Annotated in this window: 10 protein-coding genes; 2 read left to right on the top strand and 8 right to left on the bottom strand. The window is 53.0% G+C overall.

Annotated features, from left to right (window positions below; genetic code table 11):
- Positions 1-75 precede the first annotated feature (75 nt).
- Complete coding sequence (locus ACAW87_RS16115) at positions 76-381, bottom strand: DUF1330 domain-containing protein (RefSeq protein ID WP_370724662.1); 306 nt, start codon at positions 379-381, stop codon at positions 76-78.
- Between the two features lie 244 nt (positions 382-625).
- Here ACAW87_RS16115 and ACAW87_RS16110 point away from each other — a divergent pair, with 244 nt between their 5' ends.
- Complete coding sequence (locus ACAW87_RS16110; RefSeq protein WP_370724661.1) at positions 626-3,223, top strand: RICIN domain-containing protein; 2,598 nt, start codon at positions 626-628, stop codon at positions 3,221-3,223.
- A 521-nt stretch (positions 3,224-3,744) separates the two neighbouring features.
- Here the strand turns inward: ACAW87_RS16110 and ACAW87_RS16105 are convergent.
- Both ACAW87_RS16105 and ACAW87_RS16100 read right to left on the bottom strand, forming a co-directional pair.
- A complete protein-coding gene (locus ACAW87_RS16105; protein ID WP_370724660.1) occupies positions 3,745-4,161 on the bottom strand; it encodes a type II toxin-antitoxin system VapC family toxin in 417 nt (138 codons plus the stop codon).
- Positions 4,143-4,358: a hypothetical protein gene (locus tag ACAW87_RS16100; protein WP_370724659.1), complete on the bottom strand. Its 216-nt coding sequence runs from the start codon at positions 4,356-4,358 to the stop codon at positions 4,143-4,145. The genes ACAW87_RS16105 and ACAW87_RS16100 overlap by 19 nt, the downstream gene beginning before the upstream one ends.
- 128 nt (positions 4,359-4,486) lie before the next feature.
- Here ACAW87_RS16100 and ACAW87_RS16095 point away from each other — a divergent pair, with 128 nt between their 5' ends.
- Entirely contained in the window at positions 4,487-4,720 is a 234-nt protein-coding gene (locus tag ACAW87_RS16095; RefSeq protein ID WP_370724658.1) for a hypothetical protein, read from the top strand.
- A gap of 274 nt (positions 4,721-4,994) precedes the next feature.
- On the opposite strand, the gene ACAW87_RS16090 is transcribed toward ACAW87_RS16095, so the two are convergent.
- The 5 genes from ACAW87_RS16090 to ACAW87_RS16070 form a co-directional block, all read right to left on the bottom strand.
- Entirely contained in the window at positions 4,995-5,831 is an 837-nt protein-coding gene (locus ACAW87_RS16090; RefSeq protein WP_370724656.1) for an Rpn family recombination-promoting nuclease/putative transposase, read from the bottom strand.
- A 90-nt stretch (positions 5,832-5,921) separates the two neighbouring features.
- Complete coding sequence (locus ACAW87_RS16085) at positions 5,922-6,536, bottom strand: outer membrane beta-barrel protein (protein ID WP_370724654.1); 615 nt, start codon at positions 6,534-6,536, stop codon at positions 5,922-5,924.
- A gap of 28 nt (positions 6,537-6,564) precedes the next feature.
- Positions 6,565-7,620: a hypothetical protein gene (locus ACAW87_RS16080; protein ID WP_370724652.1), complete on the bottom strand. Its 1,056-nt coding sequence runs from the start codon at positions 7,618-7,620 to the stop codon at positions 6,565-6,567.
- 162 nt (positions 7,621-7,782) lie between these two features.
- A complete protein-coding gene (locus ACAW87_RS16075; protein ID WP_370724650.1) occupies positions 7,783-8,358 on the bottom strand; it encodes a hypothetical protein in 576 nt (191 codons plus the stop codon).
- A gap of 304 nt (positions 8,359-8,662) precedes the next feature.
- Complete coding sequence (locus ACAW87_RS16070) at positions 8,663-14,224, bottom strand: alpha-2-macroglobulin family protein (protein ID WP_370724648.1); 5,562 nt, start codon at positions 14,222-14,224, stop codon at positions 8,663-8,665.
- Positions 14,225-14,466 lie beyond the last annotated feature (242 nt).

Raw genomic sequence — 14,466 nt, 5'->3', positions numbered from 1 at the left:
ACAAAGGTCCACCTTCACGAACACGTACCTGTAACCGAATCTACGGTTGTTGTAGCCGAATCAAGTTTCAATCCATTACAGCTTCACGCCCTGAATCAGAATGGCCGCGCGAACCGACTGTTCTTTCAGGTGTAGAAACTGTTTGCGGCTCTCGTCCTGCGAAAAAGCCCTGAAATCCTGCTCGGTCTCGAAGCTCACGAAATGAATTTCGTACGGCTTCTCCATCAACTGCTCGTCAATAAACGCGTCGTCGGTGGGACGTACCCGGAGTAGCAGCTTCCCGTTGTACTTCGCGATGAGTGGAATGGCTACGTTCTCAAATTCATGAAATACCGCCTCCTGCCCTTCGTTGACGTAGATTAATTGGGTGAAATAGATCATGGTTGTAGTGGCCGTTTGTAGAAAAAAGATAGGTTAAATGATCTTATCAATATCATTTCATGAATTACGGTGACCGCCTAAATAGCTCACTGTCTTAACGATAAGGACGGTAAGTTAGGCTGATTCTGTCACGTGCGTGGTAATTCCGATGACTAATTCTGATGCGCGGGTTGCACAACGAGTCGGGGCCGATACGTACCGTTTGTTGCTGATTGCTTAACTCAACCCAGTTTTCTATTCACACATGTTTACACACATATTGAAGCGGCCTGCCGCTTATTACAGCCTTTTTGGCTTGCTTCTGCTTGGCCTGAGTAGCCAGGCCGCCATGCCTGCAGTATCGCCTTCAACAAGCACCAACAACGAGGAAGGAAGAACGAAAACCAATGCCGCAGCCACGTCGTTGCCCGCATCAGTGTCCGTCATTGAGCCGAACAAATGCTATCGGCTGGTGTCGCGGCTCAGTGGCAAAGTGCTGGGCGTAGAAAGCAGTTCGCCCAACGACGGTGCCCAGCTTCGCCAGACTACCGACGGTAATCAGCTTGCCCAGGGATGGCAGTTTACAACCGACGGTGCCTACTACCGGATCTCGGTGCTGCATAACCAGAAAGGTATTCAGGTACGTAACTCCGCAACGGCCGATGATGCGCTGCTCGAACAGTGGACGTATTGGGGCGGAAGTCATCAGCAGTGGAGCGCCCAGCGGAATGCCGAGGGATACTACAGTTTCGTGAACCGCAACTCGGGTAAGGCCATTACCGTGCGCAATGCCAGCGTGGCCGAAGGTGCCGAGATTAGCCAGCAGACGTTGGGCACGGGCCAGCAACAGCAGTGGAGCATCGAAGAACGTGGCTGCACTGCCGCCCCTGCGAACCGCCCGCCCGTTGTCGTGGCTACGTCTACGCCGCTGACCGGTACGTCACCCCTGAGCGTAACCTTCACGGGCAACAAATCCTCAGACCCCGACAGTGACCCCATCACTTACCAGTGGGATTTCGGTGATGGCACCTTCTCATCCGAAGCCAATCCGGTGAAGGTCTTCACCATCCAGCCCGGTCGGCAGGGTATTCCTCAGTCCAGCTACAGTGTTAAGCTGACGGTTTCGGATAATCGGGGTGGCATTGCCATCAGTCAGACGTTGGTAGTTTCGCTACGGAGCAATGCGCCGACGGTTCGGATTACCAACCCTGTCAACAACGCCAACTACGCGCTGGACAAAGCAACCAGCTACACCTTCGCCGCTTCGGTCACCAACGCATCGAGCGGGCTGACGTACCTATGGCAGGTTAAACTGCGCCATAACAACAGCGAGCAACTGGTGTCGACCACGTCGGGACCTAATCCCGTTGTTTCGATTTCGCCGGCGGGCTGTGGCGGAGAAGATTTTTACTACCTGATTGGCCTGAAAGTGACCGACGCTAGCGGGCTAACTGGCCAGGATTCGGTCAAGATTTACCCCGATTGCAACTCGCCTAAACTAACGGTCACCGGTCTGACGGCCAGCACGGCAACTAGTGGCAACAGTAGCCGGGTGCTGCTCCGGTGGACAAACCCCACCGTCAGCTTCGACGACGTGCTGGTGGTTGGAAAAGCCGGATCGGGCTTCACGGAAATTCCCCTCGACCTCGCCTACACGGCCAATGCCAGCTTCACGGGCAACGGGGCCAGTTTGTACGGCGGTAAGGTGCTTTATCAGGGTACGGGCAACTCGCTGTTGGTGACCGAACTGACGGCAGGGCAACGCTATTATTTCCGGGTCTATGCTCGCAAAGACAGAGGCTGGAGCGGTGGTGTTGAGGTGAGCATCATCCCGACCGCCGCCAACCGCCCACCCGTTGTGGTCGCCACGTCTACGTCGCTGACCGGTACGTCGCCCCTGAGCGTAACCTTCACGGGTAACAAATCCTCAGACCCCGACGGCGACCCCATCACCTACCAGTGGGATTTCGGCGATGGCACCTTTTCGACCGAAGCCAATCCGGTGAAAGTCTTCACCATCCAGCCCGGTCGGCAGGGGGTTCCCCAATCTAGCTTCAGCGTCAGGCTGACGGTTTCCGACGATAAGGGCGGCATTGCTCTCGGGCCGCTTCTTCTGGTCTCGTTGAGTACTGCTTCCGCTGCGATTGAACCCGGCAAATGTTACCGCATCCAGCCACGTGGTAGCGGACTAGTGTTGAACGTACCTGCCGGGGCGGGTAACGACGGTGCCAAACTACAACTGAACGCCGACGCCGGGCAGCCCTGGCAGAAATGGCAGTTCACGACCGACGGGTCTTACTACCGGATCTCGGTGCTGCACAACCAAAAAGGCATTCAGGTACGTAACGCGTCCACGGCCGATGATGCGCTCCTGGAACAGTGGACCTACTGGGGCGGAAATTACCAGCAGTGGACGGCCCAACGCAATTCCGAAGGCTACTACAGCTTCATTAGCCGCAATTCGGGCAAGGCCATTACCGTGCGAAACGCCAGCGTGACAGAAAATGCCGAGATCAGCCAGCAAACGCTGACGACGGGCCAACAGCAGCAGTGGAGCCTCACCGAAACCACCTGCCCAGCGGGTGGCCGATTGGGCATTGCCGAAGCAGGAACCACGTTCAGTCTGTGGCCCAACCCGGCAAACGACCACGTTATGGTCGACCTCAGCCCCGCCCGTGGCCAGTCGGTGGGCCTGCAACTAAACGACCTGCTGGGCCGCCCGCTCCAGCAAACGCAACTGGAGAGTGCCCCAACGGAGCCGTACCGCGTCAACACGGGCCAGCTACCCAACGGCTTGTACCTGCTTCAACTCTCCCCCGCCGGACAATCGCCAACGACACTACGGTTACTGATACAGCGGTAATGTAAGTCATAGATTGAATTAGGTAAAGTTGCTTTCGTATGGTGCTAACGCTTAGTCGAAGGGCGCGATGCACGACGCACGACTTAAGCTTTCCATACCCGCTCTTTTCGTGGCGTCTTTGTCATCCCGACGATAGGAGGGATCTTGAGTTTTCTTTACTCCAGTGTTAGGCTAACCTCAAGATCCCTCCTCTGTCGGGATGACAAAAAACAGTAAGTGCAGAAGTTAAAAAGGCCTTTATGATCTATTTGTGGGCACATAGCCTCACAACCGCCAGATTAACTGCGTCTGCGTGCCGACGCTGTAGGCCTTGTAATTCAGCGTTTGCGAGGCGGGGTTAACAACCGGTTTGTAGAAGGAATAGGAAGCCGTGGGCTGAATCAGCAGCGACAGGCGTGAGTTGAACCGGTAGTCTATCCCCGCACCAATGACGCCCTCCGTCCAGAGGTGATCGGCTGTAAACGTCTTGCTTTAGGCCAACACGACACCCGCCGAAAAATAGGGAGACAGCCGTCGATCCGTTAGTCTTGTTTCGGGCCGAACTGATGTTGGTACTTGGGCCTGTAGAATGTAATGCCCTCAATGAAGTCGAAATCTTTCTTATTGAAGGTAAATAACTCAACTGGGTAGGTCAGGGCTGTTGCTGCGATCAGCATATCGGCAATGCCGGGGCGTTTTGTGTGGTGTTCCCAGGTTAACCGAAGAAGCGTGCGAGAGATTTCTGCATCCAGACCAATGATGTTGAACTTGTTGATGGTCTCGGTTGTCTTCCGCCGCTCCGTTCGCCTCATGCCGACGTACATCTCTGCTTCTGAGATTACGCTGAGGGCCAGCCGAGAGAAACCGAGTTCGTCAAGTTCCTGTAGCATGACTGGCGTACCCCGGAAATACTCAAACAGGACGTTTGAATCACAGAGAACTATCTTCTTTTGGGCCATGCTGCCTTGCGAATGGATTCCATTGTACGCTCATCCTTCGCCCATATCCCGCCGAACGAAGCAGGGGTTTCGGTAGGGCTGGCATCACCAGTACGCAAAAATGGAATTGGCGTCTCTACCTGAGCGTCTATGCCATTCTCGCCCAGTAGCTTAAGGGCTTTGGCTAAATCATTATCGCTGACGAGTAAGGTCTTCATTGGTCTTTGTGCTATGCTACAAGTATACAACAAATTTCGCCCCGTTAATGGCTCAATAGCGTGGCACCGTAGCTGCCCGACAACGTACCTGCCGCGCTATGTATGCGTCACCTGATCGGGATAATACCATGTTACGTTCATCGGTTGGCTGCACCAAGAGCCGTAGGCTCGGCTCATGCTGTAGCGGCGGGTTTCAACCCGCCGACAAGGGGCAGGTGTATTTGAAGGAGAGCCATCGGCTCGGTCCATGTAACCGCTTGCCCTGTACGGATCGTCCCGACGGGACTTCCGGGCGGATGATTGACGGGGTCAGCGGGTTGAAACCCGCCGCTACAACATGGGTCAAGCCTACGGCTTTTTGAAAGGCGCGTCTCGGCACCGTAGGACGTTAACCGCTCAAGCAACGTACCTGAACGTACTATCACGCTTTGCGCCATAGCCTAGCCAGAATCGTACCACCTCACAAGCACCAGATCACCTGCGTCTGCGCGCCGACGCTGTAGGCCTTGTAATTCAGCGTTTGCGAGGCGGGGTTCACAGCCGGTTTGTAGAAGGAATAGGAAGCCGTGGGCTGAATCAGCAGCGACAGGCGCGACGTAAACCGGTAATCGACTTGAATAGGTGGCTCTTGGCCGGCTATCCGTTTTTCTGTTGGATATCAAGAACGAAATCGACTGAAACACCAACAGAATTAGCAATCTGTTCAGTTGTCAAAATCTTCAAGGCTAGCAGATTCGTGATCGTTTCTGTCTTAACCTCATCAATTCGGTGCTGCTCTGCTTTTACCGCTTCTGCATTGGCGGCTGTAACTCGTGCAAAGTGCGCCCGTTCTTCAGGGGTCATTTTCCTGGTATCCAACTCATCAATAGCTCGTTTAAGCCATTCTTCATTCCAGAAGGCTGGATATTGCGTAGGCTCTGTGGTATGAAGCGTCTTCATAGTATACACTAGTTTCTCCAGGTCCGTCTCAATGTCAGCTACTTGCTTATCAAATTTAGCCAACTCTACCGTGATAAACGACATTTGGGTATCAATGATTTCACCTTGCTCATTACGCAAGTTCGCGACGCTATGGAAGGAAGACGTAGGCAGAATACTTTTCGCTAAAAACGCGATGGCATAGAGTTTAGGCAAATTGGCGTAACCAAACTGACCGCGCTCTACAAGTGTGTTGAACTTGTGTAAAGCATAAAACTTCATCCGTTGTACGAAGTACGGGGAGAAGCCCAACTGCATTTCAACGATAAACTGCGTACCATTTTCATCGGTGCAGGATAGATCGAAAATGCCGCTACGGCTGTCCAGAGTTAACGCCTCAAACGCGTTTTTATCGAAGTGTATCTCCCGAATAGGAGTTGCTGATTTTATAAGGGCTTGTAAAGCGGTGCGTAAAAACAAATCATCTGACTCGTTACCAAAAGTAGCCTTGAAGCCGTAATCTGAAATAATAGGAATGTAAACGCGTGCCTCCATCGGGCAAAGCTATTGAAAGTCAGCCGAATTGCCCATACAGTATTATGGTACATACCGTTTACTTTACCACCCAGCCGTGAGCGTATCGCCTCACAACCGCCAAATCAGCTGTGTCTGCGCGCCGACGCTGTAGGCTTTGTAATTCAGCGTTTGCGAGGCGGGGTTCACGGCCGGTTTATAGAAGGAATAGGAAGCCGTGGGCTGAATCAGTAGCGACAGGCGCGAGTTGAACCGGTAGTCTACCCCCGCGCCAACTACGCCTTCTGTCCAGAGGTGATCGGCTGTGAACGTCTTGCTTTTGGCGAACACGACACCCGCCGAAAAATAGGGTGATAGCCGCCGATCCGTTAGCCGGTAATTCACCAGAACAGGCACTTGCCACCCCTCGCTGGTGAAGGGTGTGGGTTCACCATATGGCCCTTGCCAATTCGCTATCCGAGCCGCGTTCCGGTAATACAATGCCCCGACCGACACATCCCATTTCGGCGTGACATGATACCGCGCCGTTAACCCGACCGACGAAACCGTACTACGGATATCCGCCGGAATCAGCGTTCTCGACCCGTTGGGGTTGAGCACATCAACCTGATAACTAGTTTTAGTTGCGTTAAACCAATAAGCAGGCACGATCGATACCCGGCTTTGGGCCAAAACGCCCGTCATGCATGTGCCCAGCAGGGCAACCGAAAGAAGAAAGGATTTCATACGTCATATTGTTGAGTTGCTGTGTTTATTAATGCTTATCTTCCAAGATACCTATTAAGTTTATTAAAGAAATTGTTGCAGAATAGCAAAGCGAAGCGTCTTTTTTACTTGCAGTACGCTTGTGTGTCAATTCGTTTGCTAAATCGTTTGATGCTCTCGCATATTTTCTCAAACTCTCATTTGCTCCTCCTGCAAGTTTAATTGCAATATAAGCTTCAAGCATTCTCTTAGCGTCAGTCTTACTTGCTTTAACTCCGTCTAAAGTTGGGTATTTTTCATTGTCGTATATTGCTTGAGCAATTGAAATAATTGTCTCTCTGCAAAGTAGGCCAATTGCTTGAAATTGTTCTTCGTTTGAAGCACTCTTCAATTGATTCTTGACTTCACTTATGCTTCTTTCAACGCGCTCCCAACCTGTCATGTTAACAGAAATATTCAGAATTTCGGACTGTTCGGTTTCTTGAAGAATCCCTAATAACCCACTGTACATTTCACCTATAAATAGTCGCCTATCTTTATATTGAGGCATTTCACCTGAACGCCATCTTTCATACCACTTCCACAGGTCATTAAAGGTGTTTGGATTTTCAATAGAAAGTTGCTTTAGTGATTTGTCAACTAAGATATATCTTTTTTGAAATTCACTATTCACGTCTTGAATTCTTTGACCGCCTGTAGATACAGAAACCATTGTATCCTTAAGATATTTTACTTCTGCAATGAGTTGATCTTTGGTAAATTTATCGGAAATTTTTCCCCAATCGATTTTAGGTATTGATTTAGGTATAATATACACCCCTGCTAATTGTGTGTTTCTAAATGGGTATAAAACTATCTCAATTTTTTCTTTAATTTTCGCTTGTACTTCTGTTTGTCTCTCCCGTAATTTGACAAACCTATCAACTGACGTTATTACATATACTGAATAATATGCTATTCCTTCACCCCAATTCTCATAATCCGTTTGCTCAGAATTTATTTCGGAAAATCGTAGCAAATCAGCAATTTCAGAGTCATTATCTACTCTGAATAGTTCTATTACTGTTGAAAGTATTCTGCTTAGTTCTTTTTTGTCTTCAAGCACGATGTAAGCGATTTTAATTACTCAATTTAGGTGGCGGTTTTCAGCCTCATGCATGAAAACGAATGATTGAAATGTTAAAATTCATATATAGTAGAAATAAAGTTGTAAGCGTTCAAATTAATATTACCAAAGTTTTTAAGTTTGTATAACCTGATGTTATACCTAATGCTTTTTGTTATTTTTGACGTGTTTTTGATATCTAGAATAACCATTATCCTCGCCAATTTTTATTTCTTCATTATCAACCGTTATAAAGTATTTATTTCCATTGCTGTCAGTATAGTTTTGAGTATATATTATTAAAGTTTCATTGTAATAAGTTGCGATTTCATCCTTTGTCCACTTTAAGTCAAAATGTTTAGAGATATTTGAAAGTACCTGTTGAACCCTTTTTTTACTTTCAAGGATTGTATCAAAATTTTTCAAATGTTCGATAATGTCTTTAATAAAGCTTTGTCGCTTTTGTTTATTCTCAAACGCACTTTGGATTTCTCGCCTTAATTGTCCTGGAATTCTATCGAGATCTTCTTTCTTTTCATTTTCAATTTTTAATGGTCTTTCAGAATTAATGGGCACTCTGATTCTAATAAATTGACGTTTACCTTCAACAGTGAAATTTGTTGTCTTGTCAATATGAACATCAGCCGTTTTATCGTCCCAGTTTTTTATTTCCCGACTTCCCCTTCTGTGGTCATCGATTATTATCGTCTGATTCTCTATTAATCTCTTTAAAGCCATGATCCTTTGCTAAATTACCTTGATAAATATTGCTGATAAGTCACTAACTACCATACCTTAAAAGTAATATATGCACTTCACACCTTTAGATATTTAGTTCTTAAGTTTCTTGATACAGTCTCCTCATTAACCAATTAAAACTTACAATGCCTACCAAGTAAGCTAGCCTCTGTAAGTTGTGAAAGGTAATGTATTGATAACCAGCAGATGTTTTGCGTCAGTGAAGCGTTTAGTTTCGGTTTTTACAAACTAAGTCCTACTTCTATAATTGTGTTTTATAGAAGTAGGACCTAATGATCAACAACTACTCCACCACAACTCTCCCAGCGCCGTTGTAGCTGCGGAGTTCGGGGTTGTACATGGCGTCGGCGGAGGCGGGGCCTACGATGAAACGGCCTTTGGAGACGGCGCGGACCATGTAGTAGACGGTTTTGGTTTCTGAGCCGCCCACCGAGAGATAGTAATTGACCCGGTCGTCGCGGATGTCGAAGTAATCGACGGGCGAGGCGTTTTTGATCCAGTCGAGGGTGCGTTGTTCGGCCGTGCCGTTCTGGGCGGTGGCGCCGCTGAGGCGTGGGTTCTCTACCTCGAAACCGGCGGGGAGCAGGTCGGTCAGTACCACGTTCTTCACCGGTAAGCCCGATTGGCTGCTCAGGGTCAGCTTCACCACGATCAGGTCGTTTTGCTTGAAGCGCGTTTGCACGGCACCGTCGCGGCTCAGGTACGTCCGGCGCACGATCAGGCCACGGTCTTCGTCGGGGACAAGGCCGCTGGTGGGTACGCCTTCGCTTTGGCCGAAATAATACAGGCTTCCGCTGCCTTTGGCGGTCAGCGTCAACGGTTGGCCAGTGGGTAATCGGCGGAGGGTTACGTCGGTGCCGGTAAACGTACCCAGGGCTTTACCAGCGCCGGTCAACGTGGCGGTGGCGGTGCTGTTGGCGTTTTGTTTGGCCAGCTTGCCGAGGGCCAGAAACGCGAAGGCGGCTTCCTGCGTGTTCAGGTAATCGGCCTGCTGCACCGCACCTGACAATTGCCGGGCCAGCGTCGGAATCTGCAAATTATCGGGATCGGTGTCGACCAGGTTGCTGAGCACCAGCGCCACGTTGCGGATCGGCGAGGCGTAACTGTCGCCGGTTTCGCGGCCCATCGTTCCGTCGGCAAACTGCTTGGGCAGGAGGGAGGCGCTGCTTGCCTGATCGCCGAGGCGGGCGTAGGTCGTTGCCAGCAGGTACCGTCCGTCGGTGGTCAACAACGTACCCGCCGATTCTTTGTAGACGCTCATGGCGGCGCGGTTCGGTTTTTCGGCCAGCGCCAGCACGTACAGGCCGTAGAGGTTCGTCCGGCTCGCCACGGTGCGGTCGGTGCGTGATCCGTCTTCGTTCATCACCGATACCGTTTCGGTGCGGTTGTTGCCCGTCAGCGTCGTGAGGCGGTCAATGAGTTTGCTCTTCATCGTGGCGTTGGCTTCAAAGCCCGCCTTTTCGGCTTCGACCATAAAATGCAGCGCATAGGCCGTGGCCCACGGATCTTCCACGTTGTAGCCCGGCCAGAGCGTGACGCCGCCGTTGAACAGTTGCCGGTTTTCGATCTGTTGCAACGCCTGCTGAATGTTCGTCGCCGGGTTATAGTCGGACTCGCCATTGCGGACGAAATAGACCGTGCCCTGCCGAACCGTTTTGGTCAGGTCGGCGAAGTAGAGCTGCGGAAACGCTTTCGAGATGGTCTGTTCCGTGCAACCGTGCGGATAACCCAGCAAATAGCTCAGCGTTTTGGCGTACTGTACCACCGGCGACCGGCTGATGGTAAGGCTACTGCGCGTGGTGCCCGGCAGGAAATTGCCTGTCAGCGTCAGGGTCTGGGTACGTCCACCCGCCACCACGCCCGCTACCGTCTTTTTCTGCAACGGCGCGGCGGGGCGAACGGTGATGTCGGTTTTCTCGACGTACGTTTTGCCCATCGCATTCACCGTCACCGTAATATCGCCTGGCCCCACGCCGCCCGTAGCCCGGATGCGGAAGGTCGTGCGGCTTTCGCGCCCCGGTTGCACGGTCAGCGACTGCGACACGCTACGCCCCGAATCGGCTACGACTTGAAGCGGCCCGCTGACGGTGACTTTCGCCACCACCCCGGCGGCTTTGCTGGTCGTGTTGCTCAGGTTGACGGGCATATTCAGCTCATCGCCGGGCGACAGGAAACGCGGAATGCCGGGGCTGATCACGATCGGGTCCGACACGGTCATGCCCTGCTCGCCCGACCCGAAGGCGTTATCTTTGTAGGCCACCGCCATCACACGCAACGTACCTGAGAACTGCGGAATGTCGATGGTGTATTCGGCATCGCCCGAGCTGTTGGCTTTGAGCACGCCACTCCAGAGCGCCACCAGTTGCACGCGCTTGTTGCTCAGCGGATTCACGCGCCGTTCCAGATCGTAGCCGTCACCGCCACTGCTCGACCGGCTGCGGAGTGACAGTTCAGGATACAGCAAGGCGTAGCCATCGGACGGGATCACTTCCAGCGCCCGTTTCTGGAAAAAATAACCGTGCGGATCGGGCGTTTTGAAGTTCTTCAACTGCAAAATCCCCTCGTCGACCACCGCCACCGTGACGGATGCGTTGGCCTTCGTTTTTACGCGAATGGTCTGTTTAGTTTTGGAAAACGACTTCGCTACGGCCTCAATCGCCACCGGCAACTTCGTGTCGGGGTCGGTTACGGCCACCGACGCAAAGCCGTGGGCCACGGTCAGCGGCAGGTCGGTACCGTCCATCGCGCGGATGAGCGTGGCCGTGACATACGCGTTGGGCAGGTGTTCGTCATCGACGGAAAAGGTCCATTCGGCGGCTTTGTTTTCGGTCGTCAGCCAGGCGTGGGTCAGCACGCCGCTGCGCTCTACCGTCACCAGGATTTTGCCCTCGAATGGCGCTTTGAACAGCACCTTCACTTTGTCGCCGGTTTCGTAGCTCGGCTTGTCGAACTCCATCAACACCTCGCCCTCGGTACTCACCTCAAACGACGATGCCGACGTGCTGCCCCAGCCATAGGCGTAAAAGTCAGCAGCCGTGTAGCCTATTGCGCCGGGGCGACGTACCCGCACTTCGTATTCGCCCGACACCGTGGGGACATACCTGAACGGCGTGGGTTTCGCGCCGAGGCTCAGCGTGTTGGTGTACACGATCTTCTCGCGGCGCTTGCTGCTGTATTTGATCTGTCCATCGGCCTGTTTTTCGGTCACGGTCTGGTAATCGAACCGCACCACATCGACCTGCGCCTTCGCCGATTGCGGTTGACCGTCCTTGTTCAGGCCCACGACCTCAACGGCCAGCGGGGTATTGGTTGTCAGGTACGTATCGGCCAGCCTGATGCCGTAGAACACGTCCTGCGTTTGCACGTCGAGGCGGCGGAGGCGGTTCACGGGGCGGCCATTTTCGTCAAACACGGTGACGAACAGCTTGGCTTCCAGTAGGCCAATATCGCGGTAATCGGCGGGGATGGGGAAGCTCTCGGTGGCTTGTCCGGCGGCGTTGGTCCGGCCTTGCCGCAGCGTTTTCTCGAACGATGTGGGTACGCCCGTCGCCTCGGCGGGAATGCTGAACGTGTAGGCCCCGTAGCCTTTGGGCGCGAAGACGCGGCGTTTCAGTTGCAATTCCACTTCGTAGGCGCGATCAGACGCGGGTGGGCCAAACAGGTTCTGCGCCGTAGCTGACAGCACGATCGTCTGCCCAGCCTTGTAGCTCTCCTGCGCCGTTTTCACGTCGACTTTGATGCGGTCGGGAATGAACTCTTCGATGCTGATGGCCTGTGAGGTCAGCAGCGTATTGCTGGCGTTCAGGACCTCCACGGTGTAGCTGCCCGTCACGGCGGCGGGGTCAACCGGTACGTCGAGTGGCACCGACCCCTGTTCGTCGGTCACCTTACGGAACACGCGGTATTCGCTGCCGTTGGGCATCAGCACCCGCACCGTCAGCGGAACCTCGGCCACGGTGGTTTTGCTGCCCGCTTCACTACGGATAACGGTGTTCAGGTGAATGGTTTCGCCGGGGCGGTAAATGTTGCGGTCGCCGTAGACGAAGGCGTTCAGGCCCGTCGCGTTCGTGCGTTTGCCGTCCACCTCGAAGCGCGACGTTTCTACCTGCGTATCGGTCAGGTGCAGGAAGTTGAAATCGTCGGCGGTACGGGCCGTGAGCATGGCGATGGTGAAGCCGGGCGCTTTTTCCTGGATCTTCTCGAATTTGACAAAGCCCTTTCCGTCCGTCTTCAGCGTGTACACCGACTGGTTATTGCTGCTGATCAATGAAATCTCCACGCCATCGAGCGGCTCGGCACTTTGGATGGAATTGGCCCAAACGAGCAGATCGGTATCCGTTTTCCGGGCAATCAAGCCAATGTCGGAAATTGAAACCAGCTGCGTCGCCGATACATACGCCTCGTCTTTCGACTGCACCGATACCAGATACGCGCCGCGCAACGGCCGTTCCCGATCACCGCCGCCCGTTTCAGGAATGGACAGGTTCAGTGCCGACACACCGCGCACTTTCGGCAGATCACTCGTCTGTACCGTTTTGTCGACCAGCACACTGCTCAGATCACCTTCTTCGTCGTTGCCGTAGGTATACGTACCTGATGGTCCCCAAGTGGCATCTTCGCCGCTGCCTTGCTGCACGTAGGCCTCGTAGCGATTATTCTTCAGGTAATGCAGCAGGTTGTTTTCGTACAGTCGGGCAATTTTCACCTGCACTTTCGCCACGTTTGTAATGCTCAGCCCCACATTCCGCGACCCTTTCGAGGAGAGGTACAGCGCGTTTTTCGTGGCGAATTGCAGCCCGGCGGGCATTTTTCCGAAGAATACATCGCGCGAAACGGGTTCTTCGAGTTTGGTATTCAGTACCCCGCGCATGGCGTCAGTGAAGGTGATGACGTAAGTGTCCGTTTCGTTGAAATCGCCTTTGATCAGCAGGCCGTTGTCGGTGAGTTCGGCGGTAGTAGCCAGGGCGGGCTGAATGGTGTAGTACTGGCTCAGGTTCTGGGTGGGTTGCAGCGTCTGCGTCGTTATTACACGCACCGTTCCCTGCCGGTTGGCGTAGCCCGTTTGCACGTCGACCACCTCCAGCTTCGAGCGGGTAGGCAGCGTGGCGGTTTGCTCAATGGCCTCGGTGCTCGTATAGGCCGTGTTGGGCACCTTCACGCCTTTGTCGACGGTCAGTGTCAACGGCTGCTCATTATCGGCATTGGGTGCATCGGTCAACGTCACCACCAGGCCACCGCCCGACAGCGCGTCACCCTGCGCCTGAATCGGGCCAGGTGTCACGGTCGCCTCTTCCGCCTTGATGCCTAACCGCGAAGCCACCTCCGCCGCCGAAACCGGGTAGTTGAACCGAAGCCGCGTTTTGGCCACTGGTTGTCCCGATGTACCTGCACCGTTACCCGCCGCCCGTGTCCACCATGTTTCGGTGCCGACGAGTTGCAGGTAGGGCGTATGAAATTCGATCTCCTCGTCCGATACGCTCAGGTCTTTATCGGTCGCATTCCGAAGCAGTTCTTTCGACAGTTCGGCGCGGTAATTTGTGGCGGGGTCAAAGGCCGTGGCGGGTGAAAACACCAGCTCGCTCGGCGATGTCCACTTGAATTGGCCTTTCACGGCGGGCTTAAACGTAATGTAGGGCGTTGATTCCCAGACGTCAGTCTGAGCGCCGTTCCCATCCGGCCCGACGTTTTTGTTAAAGGAAAAAACCAGGTTTTGCGACTGCTGAATCTCGTCTTCGAAATTCCGGCCAACGACCGAAACGGTATTGGATAAACGAGCGCAGTGCGACAGCGTCAGCGTGACGGTCAGGAGTGCCAGCCACAGGCGGGCGGGGGCAGAAAAGAACATGAATGGCAAGGGTTTACGCCGCTAATAAACGCAGAATTCCGGTGCCTTTCGTATAGTTGAAGGGGAATGTATGTTATACGGTAAATGGTGCAAAGAGGGACAAAGAACTTTCGCTAGGCCCTTCGACAAGCTCAGGGTGACAGGAAACTAAAGAATATGAACGACGAACTTGAGTTTCCTGTCACCCTGAGCTTGTCGAAGGGCCTAGCGAAAGCAATAAACGCAAGCATAAAAGCTTTTTG

This window comes from Fibrella aquatica, from assembly GCF_041321135.1.
Classification (GTDB): domain Bacteria; phylum Bacteroidota; class Bacteroidia; order Cytophagales; family Spirosomataceae; genus Fibrella; species Fibrella aquatica.
This window is presented reverse-complemented; position numbering and strand designations above follow the sequence as displayed.

What these genes read in the sequence shown, in the direction of transcription:
- ACAW87_RS16070 (WP_370724648.1), bottom strand. Translation starts at nt 14,224, where the DNA reads ATGTTCTTTTCTGCCCCCGCCCGCCTGTGGCTGGCACTCCTGACCGTC.
- ACAW87_RS16085 (WP_370724654.1), bottom strand. Translation starts at nt 6,536, where the DNA reads ATGAAATCCTTTCTTCTTTCGGTTGCCCTGCTGGGCACATGCATGACG.
- ACAW87_RS16090 (WP_370724656.1), bottom strand. Translation starts at nt 5,831, where the DNA reads ATGGAGGCACGCGTTTACATTCCTATTATTTCAGATTACGGCTTCAAG.
- ACAW87_RS16100 (WP_370724659.1), bottom strand. Translation starts at nt 4,358, where the DNA reads ATGAAGACCTTACTCGTCAGCGATAATGATTTAGCCAAAGCCCTTAAG.
- ACAW87_RS16115 (WP_370724662.1), bottom strand. Translation starts at nt 381, where the DNA reads ATGATCTATTTCACCCAATTAATCTACGTCAACGAAGGGCAGGAGGCG.
- ACAW87_RS16095 (WP_370724658.1), top strand. Translation starts at nt 4,487, where the DNA reads ATGTTACGTTCATCGGTTGGCTGCACCAAGAGCCGTAGGCTCGGCTCA.
- ACAW87_RS16110 (WP_370724661.1), top strand. Translation starts at nt 626, where the DNA reads ATGTTTACACACATATTGAAGCGGCCTGCCGCTTATTACAGCCTTTTT.
- ACAW87_RS16075 (WP_370724650.1), bottom strand. Translation starts at nt 8,358, where the DNA reads ATGGCTTTAAAGAGATTAATAGAGAATCAGACGATAATAATCGATGAC.
- ACAW87_RS16105 (WP_370724660.1), bottom strand. Translation starts at nt 4,161, where the DNA reads ATGGCCCAAAAGAAGATAGTTCTCTGTGATTCAAACGTCCTGTTTGAG.